Source organism: Paenibacillus sp. MMS18-CY102 (genome assembly GCF_009789195.1).
Classification (GTDB): domain Bacteria; phylum Bacillota; class Bacilli; order Paenibacillales; family Paenibacillaceae; genus Paenibacillus_T.
In genome coordinates, this window is sequence record NZ_WSTC01000004.1 from 1 (window position 1) to 19,908 (window position 19,908).

The window sequence follows — 19,908 nt, forward strand, 5'->3', positions numbered from 1 at the left end:
CTCCGGATCAGAAGCAGCCGGCGCCACGGCGAAGCCGGCGGCGGCAGCGGCGCGACCGCGCTGCGCAGGCGCAGCAGGCCGCGAAGCGAGGCCTGCTGGAGCGCGGGCGCTAGCGCGCTCCAGCCGCCTGCGGCGACCGCACCGCAGGCGGGCGGCCCGCCAGCTGCAAGCAGCGCGAGCGCTTCGCTCGCAAGCGCAGCTCGGCCTTCAAGCCGTCGTGCAACAGCTTGCATAACCTGTTTCGGCAACAGCCGCTTTGAACTCGCCTGAGACAAATCAACTCGCCTTAAAGGCACCTCAAGCGCATTACTTTTACCATTCCCCGCAGCCTCTCGAACACAGCGATACAACAAGCGAATCGCCTCCGGTTCCTTCTTCACCCGCTCCCCACCAGCCTCATGCCAACGAAGAACGGCTTCCTCTGCATGGCCAAGCGAAAGCTTTTCATGCCAGCACAGCAAAGCTGTAGGCCCCCGCGCTTCATCCCGCCAAAAAGCAATGTCAACTTGTAGCGCTAGCGTCCACCGCGCTCTCCACTCATTTTGAGTATGTACGACATATAACTCGACTTTCATATTCGTTCTCTCCCCTCATTTTCAACGCCAACGCTGCCTCGCCCTTGATTGCTTTCCCCCTTAGCCGATCGCCTGTTGCCTATGAAAACAACAAAAAAAGCACACCCATCGCCAGTTGGCGAAGGAGTGTGCTTCACGTCCTTAGTAACCCTATTCCCACTCATTGTAAATCATCGATCCGCCATTCGCAAGCCTCGTACGAGTCCAGCTTCAAGTTAACAGCCAGGCTAGCCGCCGTCAAAATAAAGGAAGCTTCGCCAAATCCTCGGGCCTGTTCAAATCAACAAATACAGCTTGGCTACTTCGAGCTGAGCCATCTCCTGCTTCTGCGAATTTTCCAGCCGGACCGGCCTGTGCACGCGCCCCTCCACGGACATAGCTGCTGGACCGCAGCGGGCGGTCTTGATCGGCAAAGGCATCGTCTACGATAAATTCCAAACCTGAGGAAACAAATCGTCCTGCTATCGCTACTGTCTCGTCAGACGAACCGCAATCGATAACGGTAATGCGTACGTCTGTGCCCGAGCGGGAAGAAAACCATTGAATTGATCGAATAAACCATTCCATTCGTGACGCATCATTGCGCGCGAAGAGCACATAGTGCCGGCTGTTTGCCTTTTTGCTTCGAGTAGCATAGTAGCGGATTAGGTGCACCGACAACGCCGCAAGCACGTAGCTGCCGAGTACAAGCGCAAGCAATGAAATCATCTCGGCCACCTCCTTATGCGACACTATATGCGGCGCACCGCCCATCGGTTACGGGCAAAGAGGACAACAAACACCGAGCATTTCTTGTAGCTGAACTCATACCATAAACTATTACAGCCCTGCCGCTCTTTGAACACTTCCTTCTGCCCAATTGAAAGTCACTCTGCAAACTACATGTGGTGCATAAACAATGGATTAGTTGTGAGCAACCAATCAACGCTCCATAAACACGCATGCTGCGGATGCCAAAACCTTGCCACACCTAATGTTTATTGTCATTGTATTCCGTACAATGGCAAGATTGAATCTCAGCGAAGTTACTGCCTGCCATTGCATTTCGTGCAAGGAGACACGTCCCTTCAACCCTGTTCAAAGGGCAAACACTCCATTACGCTAATTTCCCATTGTATCAAATGCAACAACAACCCTAATTCAGCCATTAAATGCAGCTGCCATTGCAGAAACTGCAATGCCATCCGCCAGCAGAGGTACAGCCCACTGCCCCGCTTGCGGCAACAAGCATGCTCTTATGCTCTTATGCTCTTATGCTCTTATGCTCTTTTGATCTTTTGCTCTTTTGATCTTTTGATCTTTTGCTCTTATACTCCTCTTTCAGCTATCCTCTTTTGGTCCGGGACCATCCCTGCGGCAACTGGCCATTAGGGAGCGTCAGGTTGTTATCGCCGGTATCCAGTTCGACTGGCATATGCTGCGGGATCACGACGGTAACCGAGCATTGTGCACTCGCATCATCGAATCCTCTCCCTTCAGCAGGTTTATGCAGGCTAATATACATTGTTCCGCCTACAAGGCGTGTTTGAGCCATCTCTATCGCTTCCGGATCCTTGTTGCCGCCCGCCACAGCAATACGGCAATCCCCAAACGCCGTTACTTGCGGTACATCGCTTGATGGTGCGGCATCCACACGAAGCGATCGGCCAAGCCATTCGTCCGCCTGTACAACGATTCGTTTAACCGGCGATTCAACTTCCTTCACAATTGGCGCTATTTCAACCGTTCGATATTCCGAGTCTAGCGACTGCTTTATTTCGTCCAACACGCCTGTCGATTGTGCAGCTGCGAGAAATAAGCACAGTCCCCCTAACAGCGACAATGCAACGATACTAAACAAGTCATATCGAATTATCGGGTTCTGGTCCTTGCTCATGGCCAAATGAATAATAATTTCAATGCCAAGTGCGACTGCAAGCAGCGGCCACCATAGCCAGGTGTGATCGATCCAGCCCGATGTTCCACTAAACTGCGCAACTCCCAGCAGCGCTCCCGTCATAATAAGGGCGATGCCCATTGACCATGTTCCGACACGCCATTGCTTTACTGGCGGATTACTCATGCTTGGATGCCTCCCCATCACGCTTGCCGCCAAGCAGCAGCTTGAAGCCCCCGAGCACGAATGCTAGTGCAACTGCGCCCGTTTGGACATAACGTTTAATTTCATAGGTTAGATGGTAATCGCCATAATACCGCTGAATCAAGTCCATTCCAATTTGGTCAAATACGTAATAAGCGCCCAACACCAGAAGGCCAATTCCTACCCAACGTTGGCGGTTAACAAGCCACTCTACGATTGGGCGATCCTCTATCGCCGCCCCCTCACTCCGTGACACATGCTGAAGCGCATCGAATAGCGAATAGCACCAGAGCAGCGGCAAGAAAACCAGAAATAGCGACAAGCGAAGCGTATCAAGCAAGTAGAAAGCGATTAAAAATCCAGCCATTAATTGAAACCCTCTGCGCTGCAATCCTAGGTACATATGGCCCGCACCTGGCAATATCGATAACAAGATCGCAACCCAGCGGCTTCGTTTGCCGTTTGCCCTATGGCTTTCGAAGTCTTCCAAAACAGACCGGTCAATTAGCGTCTCGCCGGCTTGTTTGCGCCCTACCATACGTACTGCATCGAACATGCTATATACCCATATGATCGGCAGCGCCCCGAGAAATACAAGGAACCCTGGCTGATCAGACAAGACGCTAACGAATACAATCATCATAAATAAGCCGAAAAATCCGACCATAAACGTAATGCCTCGCTGCAGCAAGCCAAGCTGAAGATGGCCAAGCCCCGGCAAGAATGACAATAGAATCGTGTAAAAGCGCTCGTTCGTCTGTTGTGCCTGCACTTGATTGGAGTAGCCATTCAGGTTGGGAAGGCCATTAGCTCCTTGCAGATTATGAAAAGCTTGCTTCCCCTCTGTTCCCGGCTGCATTGCCCCTTCTCCCAGCGACCCATCAAAGCTAGCATTGGACGCTGTATATATACGATGTTCCGCGCCCACTGCCTCTCCCTTGCAGCCCTGGCCAGCAGCGGGCTCCTTCCATACAGTTCCACCTAATCCCGTCATGGCGCCTTGCGTACGCGAATAGCGCAGCAAACCGACGACCAGATCGATCATTTGGATAATCCATAAGAAAAAACCGATGCCGATCCCGGCGAGAAGCGGATCGTCATCACTCACCATAATGGCAGCCATCAGCATAAATAATAGAATTCCAACGATAAGCACGGGATACACAACTGCTCTTGCTTTGCGCCCGATCAAATAATGCCCAACCCCCGGGATAAAGCCCAGCAGTAAAATCGCAACAGGATTCACGTTATTTCTCCTCTCGAATTTGATTTTGTTTACTGCCAGCCGCTCGGTCCGTCCATTGGTCCAACAGGCCAACTGTTCGGCTCATTAGCCGCTCGACATAAGATGCCTTACCCGTTTCAGACGGATGAATGGTTGAAGCTGCTGTTTCCTCCACCGCAGTTGGCGATGGGGGCTGCGCGTATGCCCCTTTTAGAATGCCGGTAGACATGAGCGCGAAGGTAATGCATACAGCAACTGCATAATGAATCATCGTCTGCCGGCGTTCTCTGCGCGGATGCCGGTTCGCGTTCCTACGCCGCGGCGAGGCAGGTCCAGCAACGATTTTGATGGGACCAACTGGCTCTGTCCCCTTTCTCTCCGCCTTGTCAGACTCGAGCCTCAATCCAGCGTCGCTCCCAGCATCACTCTGGCCATGCCCGATCCCGATCGGTCCGTTCCCAGCCGCGTTGCCATAGGCAGGCAGCTTTGCAATTGCCGCCATCGTTTCATCCGTTAGCGCGGTCGCTTGTTCATCCGAGAGGGGCGGCATAGCCATTGCTTGCTGCGCTTCTTCCATTGCCGCCATCCAGCGTTCCAAACAGGCATCGCATTCGTACAGATGGGCCTCTGCCTGCTCCCGCTCCGCTTCTGTCCATGATCCGAGCAAATATGCCTTCCACTGCTCCACGTTCCAATGCATTAGGTACCGTCCCCTTTCTCCCATTGCGACCGCAGCCACTGCCGTGCCCGGTACAATCTTGATTCGATCGATTTTATTTCAACCTTCTCTTGCACGGCGATATCACGTTGGCTGCATTCATCGATATAAAAAGCCTTTACGACGCGCATTTGCCCAACTGGCAATGCTTCGAGCAGCCCTTGCAATTGAGAATTGCGTTCCTTGCGCAGCAAAGTTTCTTCTGGGCTATTACGGACCTCTCCGGCGATATGTACCTGATCTTCATTTGCAGCTTGTTGCGCCACCTCAAGGCGCCTCCGTTCCCGACGCTGGGCATCGATGGCCGTATTTACGGCAATTCGGGCCATCCACGTCCGCAGCCCATCCAGGCGGCATGACGGGAGAGAGAGATAGACACGCAAGAACGCTTCCTGCACGGCATCCTCAGCCTGCTCTGCATCCCGAAGGACGGCATAGGCTGCCGCATACATCGATTGGCGGTGCCGTTCCACGAGCAAGCTGAACATTTCCTTCTCCCCGTCTAACACTTTCTGAACAATATCCTCGTCGCGAATCTCTCTCCCCCCTCTCTCTATGTAATAGACGAATGGGAACCGCTAACCCCTGCACCCATTAGAAAATATTTTTCCGCCCTCATAAACGCAACAAAGCCGCCTTTGGACGAGTACGCCCAAAAACGGCTTCAGATGATGAGAAATTAAAATATCCAAATAAATTATAACGTTACCCAACCAAACTTGATCGAATGAATAACCGCTTGTGTACGATCGTCAACTTCCATTTTTTGCAGGATGCTGCTGACATGGTTTTTGACTGTCTTCTCGCTAATAAACAGAAACTCGCCAATCGTTTTGTTGCTCTTGCCTTCTGCCATAAGCCGCAGCACTTCCGCTTCGCGGCGTGTTAACGGATTATCCTCGCCCGCAACGAACTTCACGCCTGTCTCCTTGCCAGCTGCCGCGCCCGAAACAGCACCCATCTCGTCGAGATAAGTCATGCGGCGGAGCTGGTTAATGAGCTTTCCGGTCACTTTTGGATGTATGTAAGAATACCCCGTCATGACTGAACGAATGGCATTTATTAACGCTTCAGCTTCCATATCCTTGAGCAGATAGCCAGTTGCCCCTTTACGAAGCGTCTCGAATACATAACTCTCATCATCATGTATTGATAAAATAATAACTTTTATTTCGGGGAACATGTCGCGCAGACGCTCGGTCGCGATAACACCGTTCTCGATTGGCATATTAATATCCATCAACACGATTTCCGGCTGTGTATGATTGCAAAATTCAAGCACTTGAATTCCGTTATGGCATTCTCCGATAACTTCCAGATCTTCTTCCATATTCAGAATCCGTTTCAAGCCTTCTCGGAATAGCTGATGATCGTCCGCAATAAGAAGTTTAATTCGTCTCTTATCGACCGTTGTTTTTACATCCATCGTCATGTTACTCCTTTCTTTCCTTCGCGTTTACGGGAATGTGGATCGTAATCTTCGTTCCCTGATCTTTAGCCGATTCGATCTCCATCCTCCCCTCCAGTAACTCGACGCGTTCCTTCATTCCGATTAAACCGAAATGCGACCCAGGATGCTCTGTTTTCGTTTCTGACGGTTCGGCTTGGAAGCCAATCCCATTATCCACCACGCAGAACTTCACCAATTGGGCCTGATACGTCATCTCGAGGGACACGAACGTAGCATTGGCATGCTTCATGACATTAGTAAACGCCTCTTGAACTAGTCGATATATCCCAGCCTCCATCGCAGAGGGCAAACGAACTTCTCGACCGATCGTCTCGAATGTCGTCCGAATCCGTGATTTTTCTTCAAAATCCTGCACGTATTTCCGTAACGTCGGCACCAAACCTAGATCATCTAATGCCATCGGCCGCAGGTTGAATATAATTTTGCGGATTTCCTCGAGACCGGTACGTACTTGCGCCTTCAAGTCTATTAATTCGTGCTGTACCATCTCGAATTCCTGCTTCACGATCATTCTTTCTGCAATTTCCATCCTAAGAACTAGATTGGCAAGCCCTTGCGCCGGACCGTCATGAATTTCTCGAGCAATCCGCTTCCGTTCCTCTTCCTGTGCCAAAATAATTTTCAATCCAATAAGCTGCCTGTTTTTGGCGGATTCAAGAATGCGCGTCACTTGGTTCAAATCACCTGATAAATATTCGAGCACGACATTAATCTGGGAATGGATCGTCTGTGCCCGCTCAATGGAGAGGTCAACATTTTTAACCCGCTTCTGCAGGTCATCCCTCCGCGCTTTCAAGTACTGCTCTTTCTCGCTGTACATCAGCTTATCGACTTGAATTTGCGTCGCCTTCTCATAGGCACTCTTAATGTCCTGCTCATTAAAGGTGACAAAATCCCGGCTGACCTCTGTTAAACGAATGCGCGCAAGGCGATACTTCTGCTCCAGCTGATCCACCTTCTCGATGACTTCAGCAGCTTCGCGCAGAACTGCATTCAGCTCCTGCTCTAACGCTTGAAGCTCCTTGCGCGCAGATTCGCATATTTCAAAGATTTGCACTTTGCTATCTTCCATGACGCTAATCGCATTGCTAATCACATTATTGATGTCTTGAATCCGAGTATCCATATCCGCTCTGGTTTCCTTTCTATGTAGGGAAGCTGCTTCCATTATAACAAAACTTCCTACATCCTAGAAAACCATATATTGCCGACCAATGGCAATCATGCAGAATACCTATTGTTACGCGCTTTCTGCAGCGGCACATACTCGTTTCGTTTCGAATGCTCCGTTACTCAACCGTTACCGACTTCGTAGCGCCATCAAATCCAACCTTCAGGCCAAGCTGTTCCGAAATCAAACGAAGCGGCACAAGCGTGCGCCCTTCCCGAATAATCGGCGCGGCAGTTGCTGGCTGGCGGACGCCATCGACGATAATATCTTTGCTGCCGATCCGCATCTCCAGCATACGGTCCCCGCGAATGACGGTTACCCGTTTGTCCGCCGAATCCCATCCTACCTTTGCTCCCATCGCGTCCGCAATGAATACGAGCGGCAAATACGTCACGCCGTTTAGCGCAATTGGCGCTACGTCCAATTTAACAGGCGTGCTGCCGATGGTTGCTGCTTTTTGGTTCAATTCCAGCTTGATGAATGGACGCTCTAACGCCGGAAGTGAAGGCGGGTACAGCATCGTAATATCATCCAAAGCGATGACCCCCGTCGCGTTGCGTTCATCCTGGTCTTGCGCAATATTAGCGACATAGAAGCGTTTTATCGTGATTGGGTAAGCCAAGCCATAGGAAGAGAAATCAACTTTCAACGTCTTCCATCCGGTCCAATTAATCGACTTGGCCAAATCAATATAAACGAGCTTGCCACTGTTATCTTTCACTTCCATACGAAGCCAGTTGAAGCTGTTATCGCCATAAGCATCCAGCTCCATGCCGCTTGGCGTCCCGCTTACTTGGCGTCCCGTCCCGTTAAGCGCTGCGTACGCGGCCAGCGTCTTGCCTGATCCGATCCCCTTCGTGAAATCGTAGCGTAGCTGCAGCACTGTTGAAGATGGTTTGCCGGATAAGCCACTCGTTAATTGCACGCCGCCTGACGCTCCATCTGTCGATTCGAACGTAATGCCATAGGCCACTTTCTCGAACGTTTCCCACATAGCAGAGGAAGAGCCTTGCGTTAGCGTCAACATAACAGGATAGCCATCATAACGGGCAATGGCATAACCAACCGCCGCACCGTTATTGACTTTGTTAATCGTAAAGCTGTTGCCGTTCGCGTCTGCGCTGAACCCTTGGAACTCCCACTTTATAGATTCGGAAGGAACGGTATAATTCAGTCCGTCTTTCGTCACAATTTTCACTGTAGCTTTTATTTGTGTACCTGATTCCAAAGAACCAGACGATGCATCAATAGTCATGTTCGCAATTTGGTCTGCACCAATTACATTTATAGGAAGCTGGCCCGTCACGCCGGATGCCGACACTTGAATCGTTCCTTGCCCTGATTTAAGCGCGGAGAAGCTCGCACCACTAAACATGCCGATGTTGCCCGTTGCCTTCCATTGTGCCTTTAAGGAGGAAGCATCCACTGGGTTGTAATAGTTATCGTACGCTTTCAGGCTGTAATCCGCGGACTGTCCAATAAACAGCGTATTCGCACCGCTGGGCAGTAATCCCTCCAGCTTCCCTTTAGGCGCCGTGCTAAATACGCCAATGCCGTTGGCAACTGGGCGCAGATAACTGCCGCCCGTTGTTGGATGCGCCGTCTTGAGCGTGAATTCCCCAAGCGGCCGCTCCACCATCGTCGTTGAGCCTCCACCATCTAAATCAATGCCCTTCCATACACCAAGCGCCACCATCGCCTCTTGCAGCTCTTTGAGGGACATTCCGTTGCGTGTCGACGTCCCCTCAGCCGTGATCATGAGCACCTTCTTCTCATCTTTCGTATAACCGACAGCCGTCCGGTAGACCGCACTGGAGCCGCTAACGCCGGTGATGTCACGCGAGAAGGTTGCTGCTTTTCCATTGTCTACGAGAATCGTATGCCCGCCAACCATCATTTGATAGGATGCCGTATCAATCTTTTGGCCCGTCGTCTGCGACACGAGCGAATAATCGGCATTGACGGCGGAACCGACGGTCAAATGCTCATTAATAAATTTTGCAGCTGTCCCATGTGCTCGCAAAATATAACCGTCTGCAGGCGGCTGCATCGGCAGCGTTTCGCCGCTCTTCGTAATCTGTGCGACTTTCCCATTGCGCACCAGCACTTCGGTCGGTGTCGTATTGCTGTCCTTCGGACGCGTGGCCGCCGTCCATGCACTCGTGTATACATAGATCGCATTTGCGTGGCTGTAGCCATTGTTCGGCTCGGTCCGGTATGCCGATTCGTTCATCCCTGCTATCGGGAAAGTGCTGCCATCTTCAGCCGTTAGCGTACCATCGAAGCTGTACAAATCGACTGAAGGCGTCTTGCTCTTCGTCACGCCGAAGGAATACATCCCTTTCAGCTGCATCGGTCCGGACATGAGCGTTCCGCTCGTTATTTGCGGTCCCATTGGCGAGTTATCTGACGAGCTGCCTGTTTGAAATACATCAGCATTCACTGCGGCGACGGCCCCATTCTCCTTGGCCATATTCAGAACATTGCTCAAGTTTGCAACGGTGCTGCCTTTGCCGCTCATTGCGTTCAACTGTACATAGGGGTTGGACAAATCGATTTCAATGACATGAACATTGACCGTACCGCTCCCTTTCGCTGGGGTCCAGCGGTAATCAATTCGTTGTACGCCGGAAGCAATCGGATAGCGGGTCTGCTCCGTCATGGACATGTTTGCATTTTTCAACTGAGTAGCCGCCGTGCTGCTTGCAGCCGCAACTACATCTACATTGCCCAATGGCAGAACTGATTGGAGCGGCTGCAGCAGCAGCGCCCCTCCGATAGCAACAACAATTGCTTTTTGGGCCAAGCTATGGTTGAAAGGTACAAAACGACCCTTTTGATGATGACGTTCTTTCATGTTGGTACAACTCTCCTATCTATGAAGTCTATAAGTTATAGACTTCTTTTACCGTGAAAAGTTACGTTGATAGAATAACTCTATCATCTCTTGTGAGGTGATTCATATTGGTAATAATTCACTCACTACTTATTTCACAAGCTGGCACAGCAACAAAAAAGAGCCTGACCCTTCGCCGCCATCGGACGGAAAGGATCAGACTCTTTTCTGTTAAACCTCTATGAACTCGAGATAGTCGAGTAACCTTTTAATCATAATGACCGCTTCTGCCCGCGTCGCATTCGCTTGCGGAGCAAATGTCGTTGATGTCTGGCCATTGATCAATTGGGCAAATACCGCCTTGGCGACATCCTGCTGTGCCCAAGTGCCGATCTTCGACTTATCCTTAAACTTGCTCAAGTAAGCCGATGTAGTCTGCGGCAAATCTACTCGCACATCTGCTGCCGAAGCAGCCCGCATCAGCATGACCGCCATTTCTTGTCGGGAAATGTAGCTATTCGGCTTAAACGTACCGTCCGAGTTGCCTAGCACGATTCCCGCTTTCGTCGCTGCACCGATATAGGACGCCAACGTAGCATTCTGATTAACGTCTTTGAATTTGGCCGCTGAAGCTTTGTCGCCCGTCAGGCCGAGCCCACGGGAAATGAACATTGCGAATTCACCGCGAGTTACCGGTTTCGTTGGTTCAAACTTCGATGTCGAGCGGCCCTCAACAATATATTTATTCGCAAGCAGCATGATGTCGCTGTATGCCCAATGCTTGCTCGTATCCGTAAATTCGACTCCGCCCTTCACGATCGCATAAGCACTGTTTCCTTTTCGCTTAAATGTGATCGTAGAACCTGTCGTATCCTGTACGACAGTCGTCGGTACATAAGACAATACGCCAGTTTCCGGATCAAGCCATACCGCAGCCGTCTGGCGTGGGTCCAGCTTCGTCGTCGTATGAACCGTACGCGTCAAGTATCCGCTGAATTGCTTAACCGTATTGGTTGCCGTTCCATTCACGACGAATAGTTCATAGGATAACGGCCCTACAACCAATTGCGCTTTCGAGGTTGCCAGTGCAGCTTGGATCGCCGAGCTTTGTGATCCAGCGCCTTTATCCATTGTAAAGAGCAACAGGCCGGACGTTCCGCCAACCTTGCGCAGCTCCACCCAATCAATAGAAGAGAGCGGCACTTCATAAGTTAGATCACCGTATCTTACCATGAAGGAAGCATTAGAAGCGTTGCTCTTAGCTGCTTCCAGTGCAGAGATCGGCACGGCGACTAGCGCCGCCCCTTCCGTCACTGGCACTTCAAACGTCACTCTCGGCAGCTTCGCACTGCTCGAACGTGCTGCATTGAAGGCTGCAGTCACTTTGTCAGCAGTCAATGTGTAGCGTTGCGCTGAACGCCCCGCTGGCGATAGGTCGCTTGATGCAGTAGCGTCCTGCGGCTTCAGCAATACGTTGCCATCCGTCACAGTTCCGCCAGTCTGGCCATTCGTGGTCTGGTTAGTAACTACAGCGTTAGTAATATCGCCAATGAGCGTGCCAGACATCGTGCGCAATAAAGCATTAGTCGAGCTGTACGATAGCATTACAACATCACCAAACGTGACAGGGCCTGTCAGCGTAAGCACGACTGAATTGTTCGAAATGCTAGCTTGTAACAGTGGGCGAACGACGTTGTTCACCTTCACAGAAAACTGCGTAATAAGCGGTACATAAGAAGGATTCAACACTTCGTTAAACGATACCGTCAACGTAGCGCCAATAACAGATGCCCCTGTCATTTGGGTCAATCCATTCGTGATATTGGCTGTCACGCCCCCAAAAGTCGGCGCTGCATTGCCTGACAGGTCCTTCAATGCTGGCGTACCCGTAACGTAGCTCACGATTACCGGCTGCGTACTGCTAACCGCAATGGAAAGCGTCAAGATGACTTGATTATTGTTGATCTCTACCGATTGAACAGGTCTCGAAGTACCTGCTACAAGCACCGAAAATTGCGAGCTGCTTGGTACCGAGCTGCGATCTAATCCCTCGTCATACGTCAATGTCAGCTTGTTGCCAGCTGATACTGCTGATACGAGTGTAGGTGCTTTTGTATCCACCCCATTGCGAATGTAGAAGTCCGCAAATGACTGAACGGCGTTGCCTGCCGAGTCCTTTAGCGGATACGAGTTCGCTGTGTAGGTGACTGATACCGCTTGCCCTTCCGGCACATTGCTTGTTAGCGTTAGGATCACGTATGGACCGCCGCCCATTGCCGAAGCAATTCCGTAACTGCTTCCATTCACCTTTACTTGGAACTGGTAATACGCATAGTTGTTAAGCGCAGCCAGATCCTCGCTGAATTGTAGCGTAACCGTGTTTCCAGTCACCGTTCCCGATAACGGGCGCGGCTGCGTTGTATCTGAAGTATTCGTAACCGTATAGCCCGTAAAGCTCGTTGATGCGTTTCGCGATACATCCTGAATTGGAGCTGTCCCTTTGGAATAGGACACTTTCACAACTTGGCCGAATACGACCGAACTTTGCAACTGGATGCTAACAGTTGCTCCGCTTATTTTGACGCCGATTACGGCGCGCGGAACATCATTCACTGTCACATAGTAGTTGGCAGTAGATGGAACGGAATTCGGATCGAGATCCTCGTTGTATTTGAGCGTAATCCACGACCCGCTGGACATCTCAGCACCTGTAAGTGTTGGGGCCATGCCATCTGATCCGATCGTACGGAATGACCATTGATATTCGTTCAAAATGCCGGCAAACCGATTGCCGGCAAGGTCGGTAACCGAACCTTCCTGCATCTCGACATAATAAAGCGTATTGGCGCTTAATGCATCGCCACTACCTGTTGCAGTCGGCTTAATGATTAGCTTCTTGTTATTCTGTGGATCAACCGACAATTGCGTAGCTAATGTGCCAGTTGACGTTCCCGACCGTTTGACCGTAACTGTCCCTGTCGTAGCTGGCAATGCAATTGGCTCGCTGAATTCTGCGACGAGTGCAGCATTTGTCTGGACCGCGTTGGAACCGCTAATTGGCGCAACCGTAACAAGTGTTGGCACCGTCGTATCTTGCGTAACTCTAAATGTCCATTGGCCACTCGCCAAGCCGCCGAACAGGTTGCCACTGCGGTCGATAATCGCTTGATTGCCAATTTGCACTTCATACGAAGCATTGTTAACAAACGACTTGCCAGCTGGCAAGTTGATCGTCAATACGTTCGTTCCTCCCCCTGTAACGAGAGCAGAAGTAATAGGAATCGTCTCAAACACCGTATTATTATCCGTATTTTTAATCACGATATTTCCGTTTGCCGGCAATACTGCTTCGTTAAATTGAATCGTCAGTGGGAAGCGCAATACACTCTGCACACTGCTATTAAGCGGATTCAACCCACTAACAGCAGGCGGTGTCGTATCGACACCGGGCTTCGTTTTGAAGTTCCATGCAGTAGCAGATGAAATCCCTTGGAACAGTACCGCACCGGTGTCAAGATCTTTGAAGGAACCCGCCTCAATTAACACGTAATATTCGGTACCTTCTGCCAGCGTTCCGTAAGGAATGCTAACTAATCCTCCACTAATTGAACTTGATGCAACGGATAACTGCTGAACAGTCGCATTATCAGCTACTCGGTTTATTGATATTTTCTTATTGCCATCTGCAACTGCGATGTTAACGCCGAAACTGATTTGCAAATTGCCGCTTAATTCAGCGCTCGTAGCATCATCTGCTGGACTCTTTGGTACATATAGGATGGGAGGTGCAGCAGTTGTGAAGCGCCATTGTCCCGAGCCGATGCCTGCGAAAGCACTGCCATCAACATCCGAAATCGCTGATGCTGGAACGAGCACCTCATATGTATTGTTTGGAATCAAAGCTCCAGTTGTCGTAATCGTCAACGTATCTGTGCCACTGCCGCGCACATTCGGTGAGACGACACTGATCGACTGCGTATCGGCTGCGTTGCCTGTTGTAACATTTTGAATCGTAATAATGCCCGTTGCTGCGAACACCGGCTCGTTAAACTTCAACGACAGCGCCGTATCAATCGGTGCAACTGCTCCTGAAGCCGGTACCTGCTGCGTTAATTGCGGTGGTGTAGCGTTGTTGTTCCTCATCCAGAAATTCCAAGACATCGCATTTGTCAGCCCTGCAAAGTTCTGGCCGTTATCATTGCGGAACGCGCCCGCATCGATCCATACGTAATACGCTTCTCCTGCCACTAGCAAACTATCAGTCGGGTCAATCGTGACGACGTTACGATTCGTGCCAATCGACACTAGCGGGCTCGTAGCAATCTCATAAGATTCCGCTATGCTATTATCTGATACTTTGCGGATTGAGACAGCAGCAGATCCTGTCCCCCGTTGAACATTCTCGTCAAACGTAAGCAACAGCTTATCGCTTGGCATAACGCCGGTCGCGTTGTCGGATGGACTCATTGCGATCAGCAAAGGCCCGTTAGCGGCTGCCACCGCTTCTTGCGGCCGACCTACGATTCCAGCTATCGCCAATTCCAAGACGAGTACCATAGCTACAATAAATGATAGTTTTCTTTGAATCCGAACCAACATGACCACTCCTCAAAAAGTCACTCGTACCTCTATTAACGGCATTTGATAAGGAAATGTTTAGAGAAAATGGCTGAAACACAAAGAAGCTCTGGACCTCAGGTCCAGAGCTTCTTACAATTTAATCGATTACACGAATGCGTCAGCTTTGAGCTGTTCTGATTTGTCAACGCGTTCCCAAGGAAGATCAACATCTGTACGGCCGAAGTGGCCATACGCTGCCGTGCTTGCGTAGATCGGACGGCGCAAATCAAGCATTTTGATGATGCCTGCTGGACGAAGGTCGAAGTTTTTGGAGATAACTTCTACGAGCTTCTCGTCATCCACTTTGCCTGTTCCGTACGTATCAACATTGATTGATACAGGTTGTGCTACACCGATTGCGTATGCCAACTGAATTTCGCATTTGTCAGCGAGCCCTGCCGCCACGATGTTTTTCGCAACGTAACGTGCTGCATATGCTGCCGAACGGTCTACTTTCGTAGGATCTTTACCGGAGAATGCGCCGCCGCCGTGACGTGCATAACCGCCATACGTATCAACGATGATTTTGCGGCCCGTCAGGCCCGCATCACCTTGTGGTCCGCCAATTACGAAGCGGCCCGTCGGGTTGATAAAGTATTTCGTTTCATTATCAAGCCATTCCGTAGGAACAACCGGTTTGATTACATACTCACGGATGTCCGCTTGGATTTGCTCCAGCGTTACTTCCTCAGCGTGTTGGGTCGATACGACGATCGTGTCTACACGAACTGGCTTGCCATCCACATATTCGATCGTAACTTGCGTTTTGCCGTCAGGACGAAGGTAGTCCAATTGGCCATTCTTGCGAACTTCTGCCAGGCGACGCGCGATCCGGTGCGAAAGTGCAATCGGAAGCGGCATCAGTTCTGGCGTTTCATTCGTTGCAAAACCGAACATCAATCCTTGGTCTCCGGCACCAATATCTTCGTTCTCTTGTTGTACGTCTTTGCCGTCACGCGACTCAAGCGCTGCGTTAACGCCTTGTGCGATGTCTGCCGATTGCTCATTGAGCGACGTCAGTACTGCGCAAGTGCTGGAGTCAAAGCCATACTTGGCGCGCGTATAACCGATATCTTTAATCGTGCGGCGCACGATTGCTGGAATATCCACATAATCAGCGCTGCTGCTGATTTCGCCAATAACGAGTACAAGACCCGTCGCAACGGAAACCTCACAAGCTACGCGTGCATTCGGATCAACTTCCAAGAATGCATCTAACACTGCATCGGAAATTTGGTCGCAAATTTTATCGGGATGCCCTTCTGTGACTGATTCTGAAGTGAACAAATGTCTGCCTTTCAATGACATCTTTCCAACCTCCTATTAATCTTCTTTTTCTTTTTTTTATTATGCGCATAAGAGCGATGTGCCTACACAAAAAATGAACCTTTTCCGCAAGGAAAAGGTTGCTATTACAACTCTTTTAATTATGATACCGGAAGGAAACATGCCTGTCAATGGATGGATGTCCCTAGACCATTCAACACAGACTCAGCTTGCTTGATGAGACGGCGTGTTATTTCACCGCCTACTGAACCCGCATCCCTTGTAGCTAACTGTGACCACGGAACATGTCCGCCTGACGCGCTAACCGTGCCAAACTCGTCGCCAAATTCGGTATCTGCGCCTGTTACAACGCCTGTCGATTGCATCAATCCTAATTCTGCTGCAATTTCATACTTCATTTGATTGAGCGCATGCTTGCTGGCTGGAACGACTTTCTGGTTCGAACGACCCATAATGATGCACCTCCAAGATAAATGTGTAATCGTGGTTCGTGCTGTTATTGTGCGCCCTTCGTTCCGAACCGAAGCGTATAACCTTTTGTCAGGAGGGGAAGATATATGTATGAATGGCTGCTATATGAACGGACAATCAACGAACAATGAACTAACGAACGGCTTCCTTATGGGAAGCCGCTCATTTTTGCATATAAGTGGATCTGTTCGCTTTACTTTAACTCATAATTGCCGCGAACCATGACCGTAAGCCCGTTCTTCTGGGCAGGATCCGGCATTACGCCTCTTCCACCGCGTGGGAATAGGATAAGGTGATTGTTCGGAACAGCTTTGCCATTCGTAATATCTTTCCCATCTGTCAGGTCCGAAATGCCATTTGCATCTCCGCTATACGCAACAGCTTTGCCTGCCCTTACGACGAACTCCGCTCCGTCAGCTGCAAGCAGCGTTTTGCCTGCAGGAACAGCAACGACAACGACCTGGTTGCTGGTCTTGCTAAGCTCCTCCTTCAAGCCACTCAACATCTGCTGTACATCCTCTGCGCTTACACCGCTCTGATTGCCTAACATTTGGTCGACATAGCTCTTCGTAACGACTGGATCATCAACAGAGCCTGGCGTAACTGTATCGCCGTCCCCTTGCGCTGTGCTGGCCCATTGCGTACCTAGTAATGCTCCGCCACCAAGCAGCAGAACTGCCAATGTGAGCTTTTGCCAAGTAGATTTCATGAATTATACCTCACTCTCGTATTCTTCTTCTCTAAGGATACTAGAATACGACAAGCTAAACCACTATTGGTTGGTCTGAGTTAATGATTACCCTGCTACAAACCAAGTAAGCTTCTTCGAACCAATCAAAATTTTAGCGTTTTGGAACACATCATACACATTCAGGGTATAGGTGTCGTGATCGTCAAGTTGATTCTGCACCTGTGTATCTTTGAATATAACGGATAACGGAATCTCTGTACCTTCTTTAAGCAATTCATCTTGTGACCCTTCCACAGATGTAAGGTTAAACGTCTTTGTATAAACTGCCTTCCTGCGGTCGTTATTGACGAATTCAAACATAACTTTATGCTCGCCCGCCACAATGTCATATTTCGTATCCTTAACAAGGGAATAATTCATTCTTAATTGAATACCATCGACGTTATAATCACCACTAACTAGCATATCTGCCCGTACCTTCTGTAGAGACAAGTCATAGGATGCAAATGACAAGTGCTGGAGCGTAGTATTCGTTACTGCCTCCTCTTTACCGAGCTGATAGTTCACTGGCTTAATAATGACACTTTGAGTAGTAGTTGTTGATCCTTGCACTGGAGCGGTTTCGATACTTTGTCCAATGAACAACCCATATGAAGTTTGATCGAAGCCACTCGGCAGTGTTGCCCATGCGGACATCAGCACTTTACCGTTAGGCATGACCTTTTCTTTCATCGTAGCAAATGTCACCGGGACAATTTGGCCATTCTTATCCTTCAAGTAAGCGCCGAGCTTCGCTAGATTTGCTAGCCTGCTCTCTTTGTTTTGAATAACAAACTCGGAATAAAACACATTGGATGTCTCACCTTTAAATATTGCATTTCGAGACAATTGGATCGTTGCATGCTTTCCGGTGCTTGTGATCGAATATGCCATATTCTTCTGATATACGGGTATCGTATTTACAGCTTGCCCAGAGAACTGGTAAAGCTTCTTCGCTGGCTTATCTTTCACAGGTTCCGTCGCGACAAAAGCAATTTTCCCAATAGTTGTCGTGTAAGGAATGCTCGTGTAAACGATATAATTATACGTTTCTCCTGGACCAATAGTAATCGTGTCATCCAACGCGACTAGTTTCGACTCATTCTCAATTTGAACACCGTTAACGAGGAAATAACCGCTAATGGTCGGCACTTTTTTCGAAACTTTGCTTGTGTTTGTTATGGCAATATCGGCAACCAGCATATCGTTATCTTCCATAGGCGTACGTTGAATGCCATTCAGCTTAACGGAATAAGTGCTGGCATATGTAAATGTGCTGCTGATTGTCCCTTCCTTCACAACTTCAGAAGAAGTGGTCTTATAAGTGCCCACAACATAACCCATATCTTTGTCCGTTGCTGCTGTACGAACAACAAGCTCACAATCTTCAACCTTCACATTCCCTGGAATATCCCCTGTAAGCGTGAGTGCCTTCTTGATGCCCGGAATAAGCTTGCTTTCATCTTTCGTATAAGTCAATGGATAATTCACATTCGATTTCGTTTTTAAGTAGAATTCCAAATCTGGCGTTTTCAACGCTTCAGAACCTTTATTAATCAATTGGAATTCGAGCGAAACACTTTTATCTGTCGTCGATTCCGATTCTTGATCCACAATCGTAGTCGGTGCCACAGACGTTGTTACAGGCTGTCCACTAAAGTAAACGGTTCGGCTTCCGCCTACAGCAGTAACTGGAGCGGATGTAAGCGCTGGGAGCGTGAATTCCCCGACAGGCAGCACCAATTTGGAAGCGTCATCGTTTAAAGCCACCACAAGCGCAAGCGGTTTGCTTGCTACCTGAATTGGAAGCTTAACATTCAATGTCGCGATTTTCCGTTCTTTTGGTTGGATCGAAGCTTGCTCTAGATCAGCAGCACTTACTTTGTAAACAGAATTACTGTCTGTTTGGATATAGAAACGCATATTAGCAAGATCTGTCGCGTTAAGTCCAGCATTTTCAATTAAAAAATTCAGCGTAATATATGCATTCGTTTGGTCTTTCGTTATGAAAGCCTGTTTAATTGCTGATCGAATTTTTGAACTGCCGTAAATCATCGTTTTGTCTTTAAATGCTGCGATTTTATTGCTTTCTTTACTGGAAGCCTTAATTACGCCAAGCTGGCGTTCATAGTTGGCGACTGAAAAATCCCACTTAATGATTTCGAATTGAAGATCAGATAACTTCGTACTTGAATCAACTACAGCGTAATAAGTTAAGTATTTACTTGATTTGGCAGGAATTGATGTTATGTCTTTCTGGGAATCAATAACTGCTGCCTTAAACGATTTGCCGTTTTTCGTTTTGACACGCAGCCAGTAGTCAATCAAATCAACAGAAGAATTCCCGTTATTATTAATATTCACCGTGAAGGTCAGTACTCGTCCCTTCTCTTGCATCAAAAATTGCGCATCACGAATGGAAAGGGTAGCGTTAGCTTTTAAGCCGACATATTGAGAACTAAGTGTTTTTTCAATCGTAGCTGCTTCAACCAACTGGGGCTTAGTCAAAGGTGCGGCATTCAGTACAAGGCTGCTAGCCGTAATGGTTATAACCCCGTATTTAATCCACTTCTTCACATTCATTCCTCCTGGTTTCTTGTTACTCATTTGACGGTTGAAGTACGTACTTTGTTTCATTCTTCATGAATAAATTATCGTAATATGTCCATCCTAACATTAATAGATGAACAATAAATGAACAAAAAGACGCAAAAAAGGCAGAAG

The 19,908-nt window shown here is 49.1% G+C and carries 14 protein-coding genes; all 14 read right to left on the minus strand.

What is annotated here, in order from left to right; translation table 11 throughout:
- The coding region (locus GON22_RS03750) for a hypothetical protein (protein WP_160394775.1) at window positions 1-575 on the minus strand (575 nt) is incomplete at its 3' end.
- 237 nt (window positions 576-812) lie between these two features.
- The gene (locus GON22_RS03755; protein ID WP_160394776.1) at window positions 813-1,283 is read right to left on the minus strand and encodes a hypothetical protein; all 471 of its coding nucleotides are present in this window, start codon (window positions 1,281-1,283) and stop codon (window positions 813-815) included.
- A gap of 616 nt (window positions 1,284-1,899) precedes the next feature.
- Complete coding sequence (locus GON22_RS03760) at window positions 1,900-2,637, minus strand: hypothetical protein (RefSeq protein ID WP_160394777.1); 738 nt, start codon at window positions 2,635-2,637, stop codon at window positions 1,900-1,902.
- Window positions 2,630-3,901 (minus strand): hypothetical protein, encoded by a 1,272-nt coding sequence (locus GON22_RS03765; protein WP_160394778.1) that lies wholly within the window; start codon window positions 3,899-3,901, stop codon window positions 2,630-2,632. Before GON22_RS03765 ends, GON22_RS03760 begins: the two co-directional genes overlap by 8 nt.
- 1 nt (window position 3,902) lies before the next feature.
- A complete protein-coding gene (locus GON22_RS03770; RefSeq protein WP_160394779.1) occupies window positions 3,903-4,580 on the minus strand; it encodes an anti-sigma factor family protein in 678 nt (225 codons plus the stop codon).
- Window positions 4,580-5,086, minus strand: a complete 507-nt coding sequence (locus GON22_RS03775; RefSeq protein WP_160394780.1) for an RNA polymerase sigma factor — start codon at window positions 5,084-5,086, stop codon at window positions 4,580-4,582. Before GON22_RS03775 ends, GON22_RS03770 begins: the two co-directional genes overlap by 1 nt.
- A gap of 209 nt (window positions 5,087-5,295) precedes the next feature.
- Window positions 5,296-6,024: a response regulator gene (locus tag GON22_RS03780; protein ID WP_160394781.1), complete on the minus strand. Its 729-nt coding sequence runs from the start codon at window positions 6,022-6,024 to the stop codon at window positions 5,296-5,298.
- A 7-nt stretch (window positions 6,025-6,031) separates the two neighbouring features.
- On the minus strand, window positions 6,032-7,195 hold the full coding sequence (locus tag GON22_RS03785; protein ID WP_160394782.1) for a sensor histidine kinase: 1,164 nt from the start codon (window positions 7,193-7,195) through the stop codon (window positions 6,032-6,034).
- A 163-nt stretch (window positions 7,196-7,358) separates the two neighbouring features.
- Window positions 7,359-10,097, minus strand: a complete 2,739-nt coding sequence (locus GON22_RS03790; protein WP_160394783.1) for a stalk domain-containing protein — start codon at window positions 10,095-10,097, stop codon at window positions 7,359-7,361.
- 210 nt (window positions 10,098-10,307) lie between these two features.
- Complete coding sequence (locus GON22_RS03795) at window positions 10,308-14,675, minus strand: Ig-like domain-containing protein (RefSeq protein WP_160394784.1); 4,368 nt, start codon at window positions 14,673-14,675, stop codon at window positions 10,308-10,310.
- Window positions 14,676-14,801: 126 nt separating this feature from the next.
- Window positions 14,802-16,004, minus strand: coding sequence for a methionine adenosyltransferase (metK, locus tag GON22_RS03800; protein ID WP_160394785.1), 1,203 nt, complete (start codon window positions 16,002-16,004; stop codon window positions 14,802-14,804).
- Between the two features lie 146 nt (window positions 16,005-16,150).
- The gene (locus GON22_RS03805; protein ID WP_160394786.1) at window positions 16,151-16,435 is read right to left on the minus strand and encodes an alpha/beta-type small acid-soluble spore protein; all 285 of its coding nucleotides are present in this window, start codon (window positions 16,433-16,435) and stop codon (window positions 16,151-16,153) included.
- Between the two features lie 212 nt (window positions 16,436-16,647).
- On the minus strand, window positions 16,648-17,163 hold the full coding sequence (locus GON22_RS03810) for a hypothetical protein (RefSeq protein WP_160394787.1): 516 nt from the start codon (window positions 17,161-17,163) through the stop codon (window positions 16,648-16,650).
- An 87-nt stretch (window positions 17,164-17,250) separates the two neighbouring features.
- Window positions 17,251-19,761, minus strand: a complete 2,511-nt coding sequence (locus tag GON22_RS03815; protein WP_160394788.1) for a hypothetical protein — start codon at window positions 19,759-19,761, stop codon at window positions 17,251-17,253.
- Window positions 19,762-19,908: the final 147 nt, after the last annotated feature.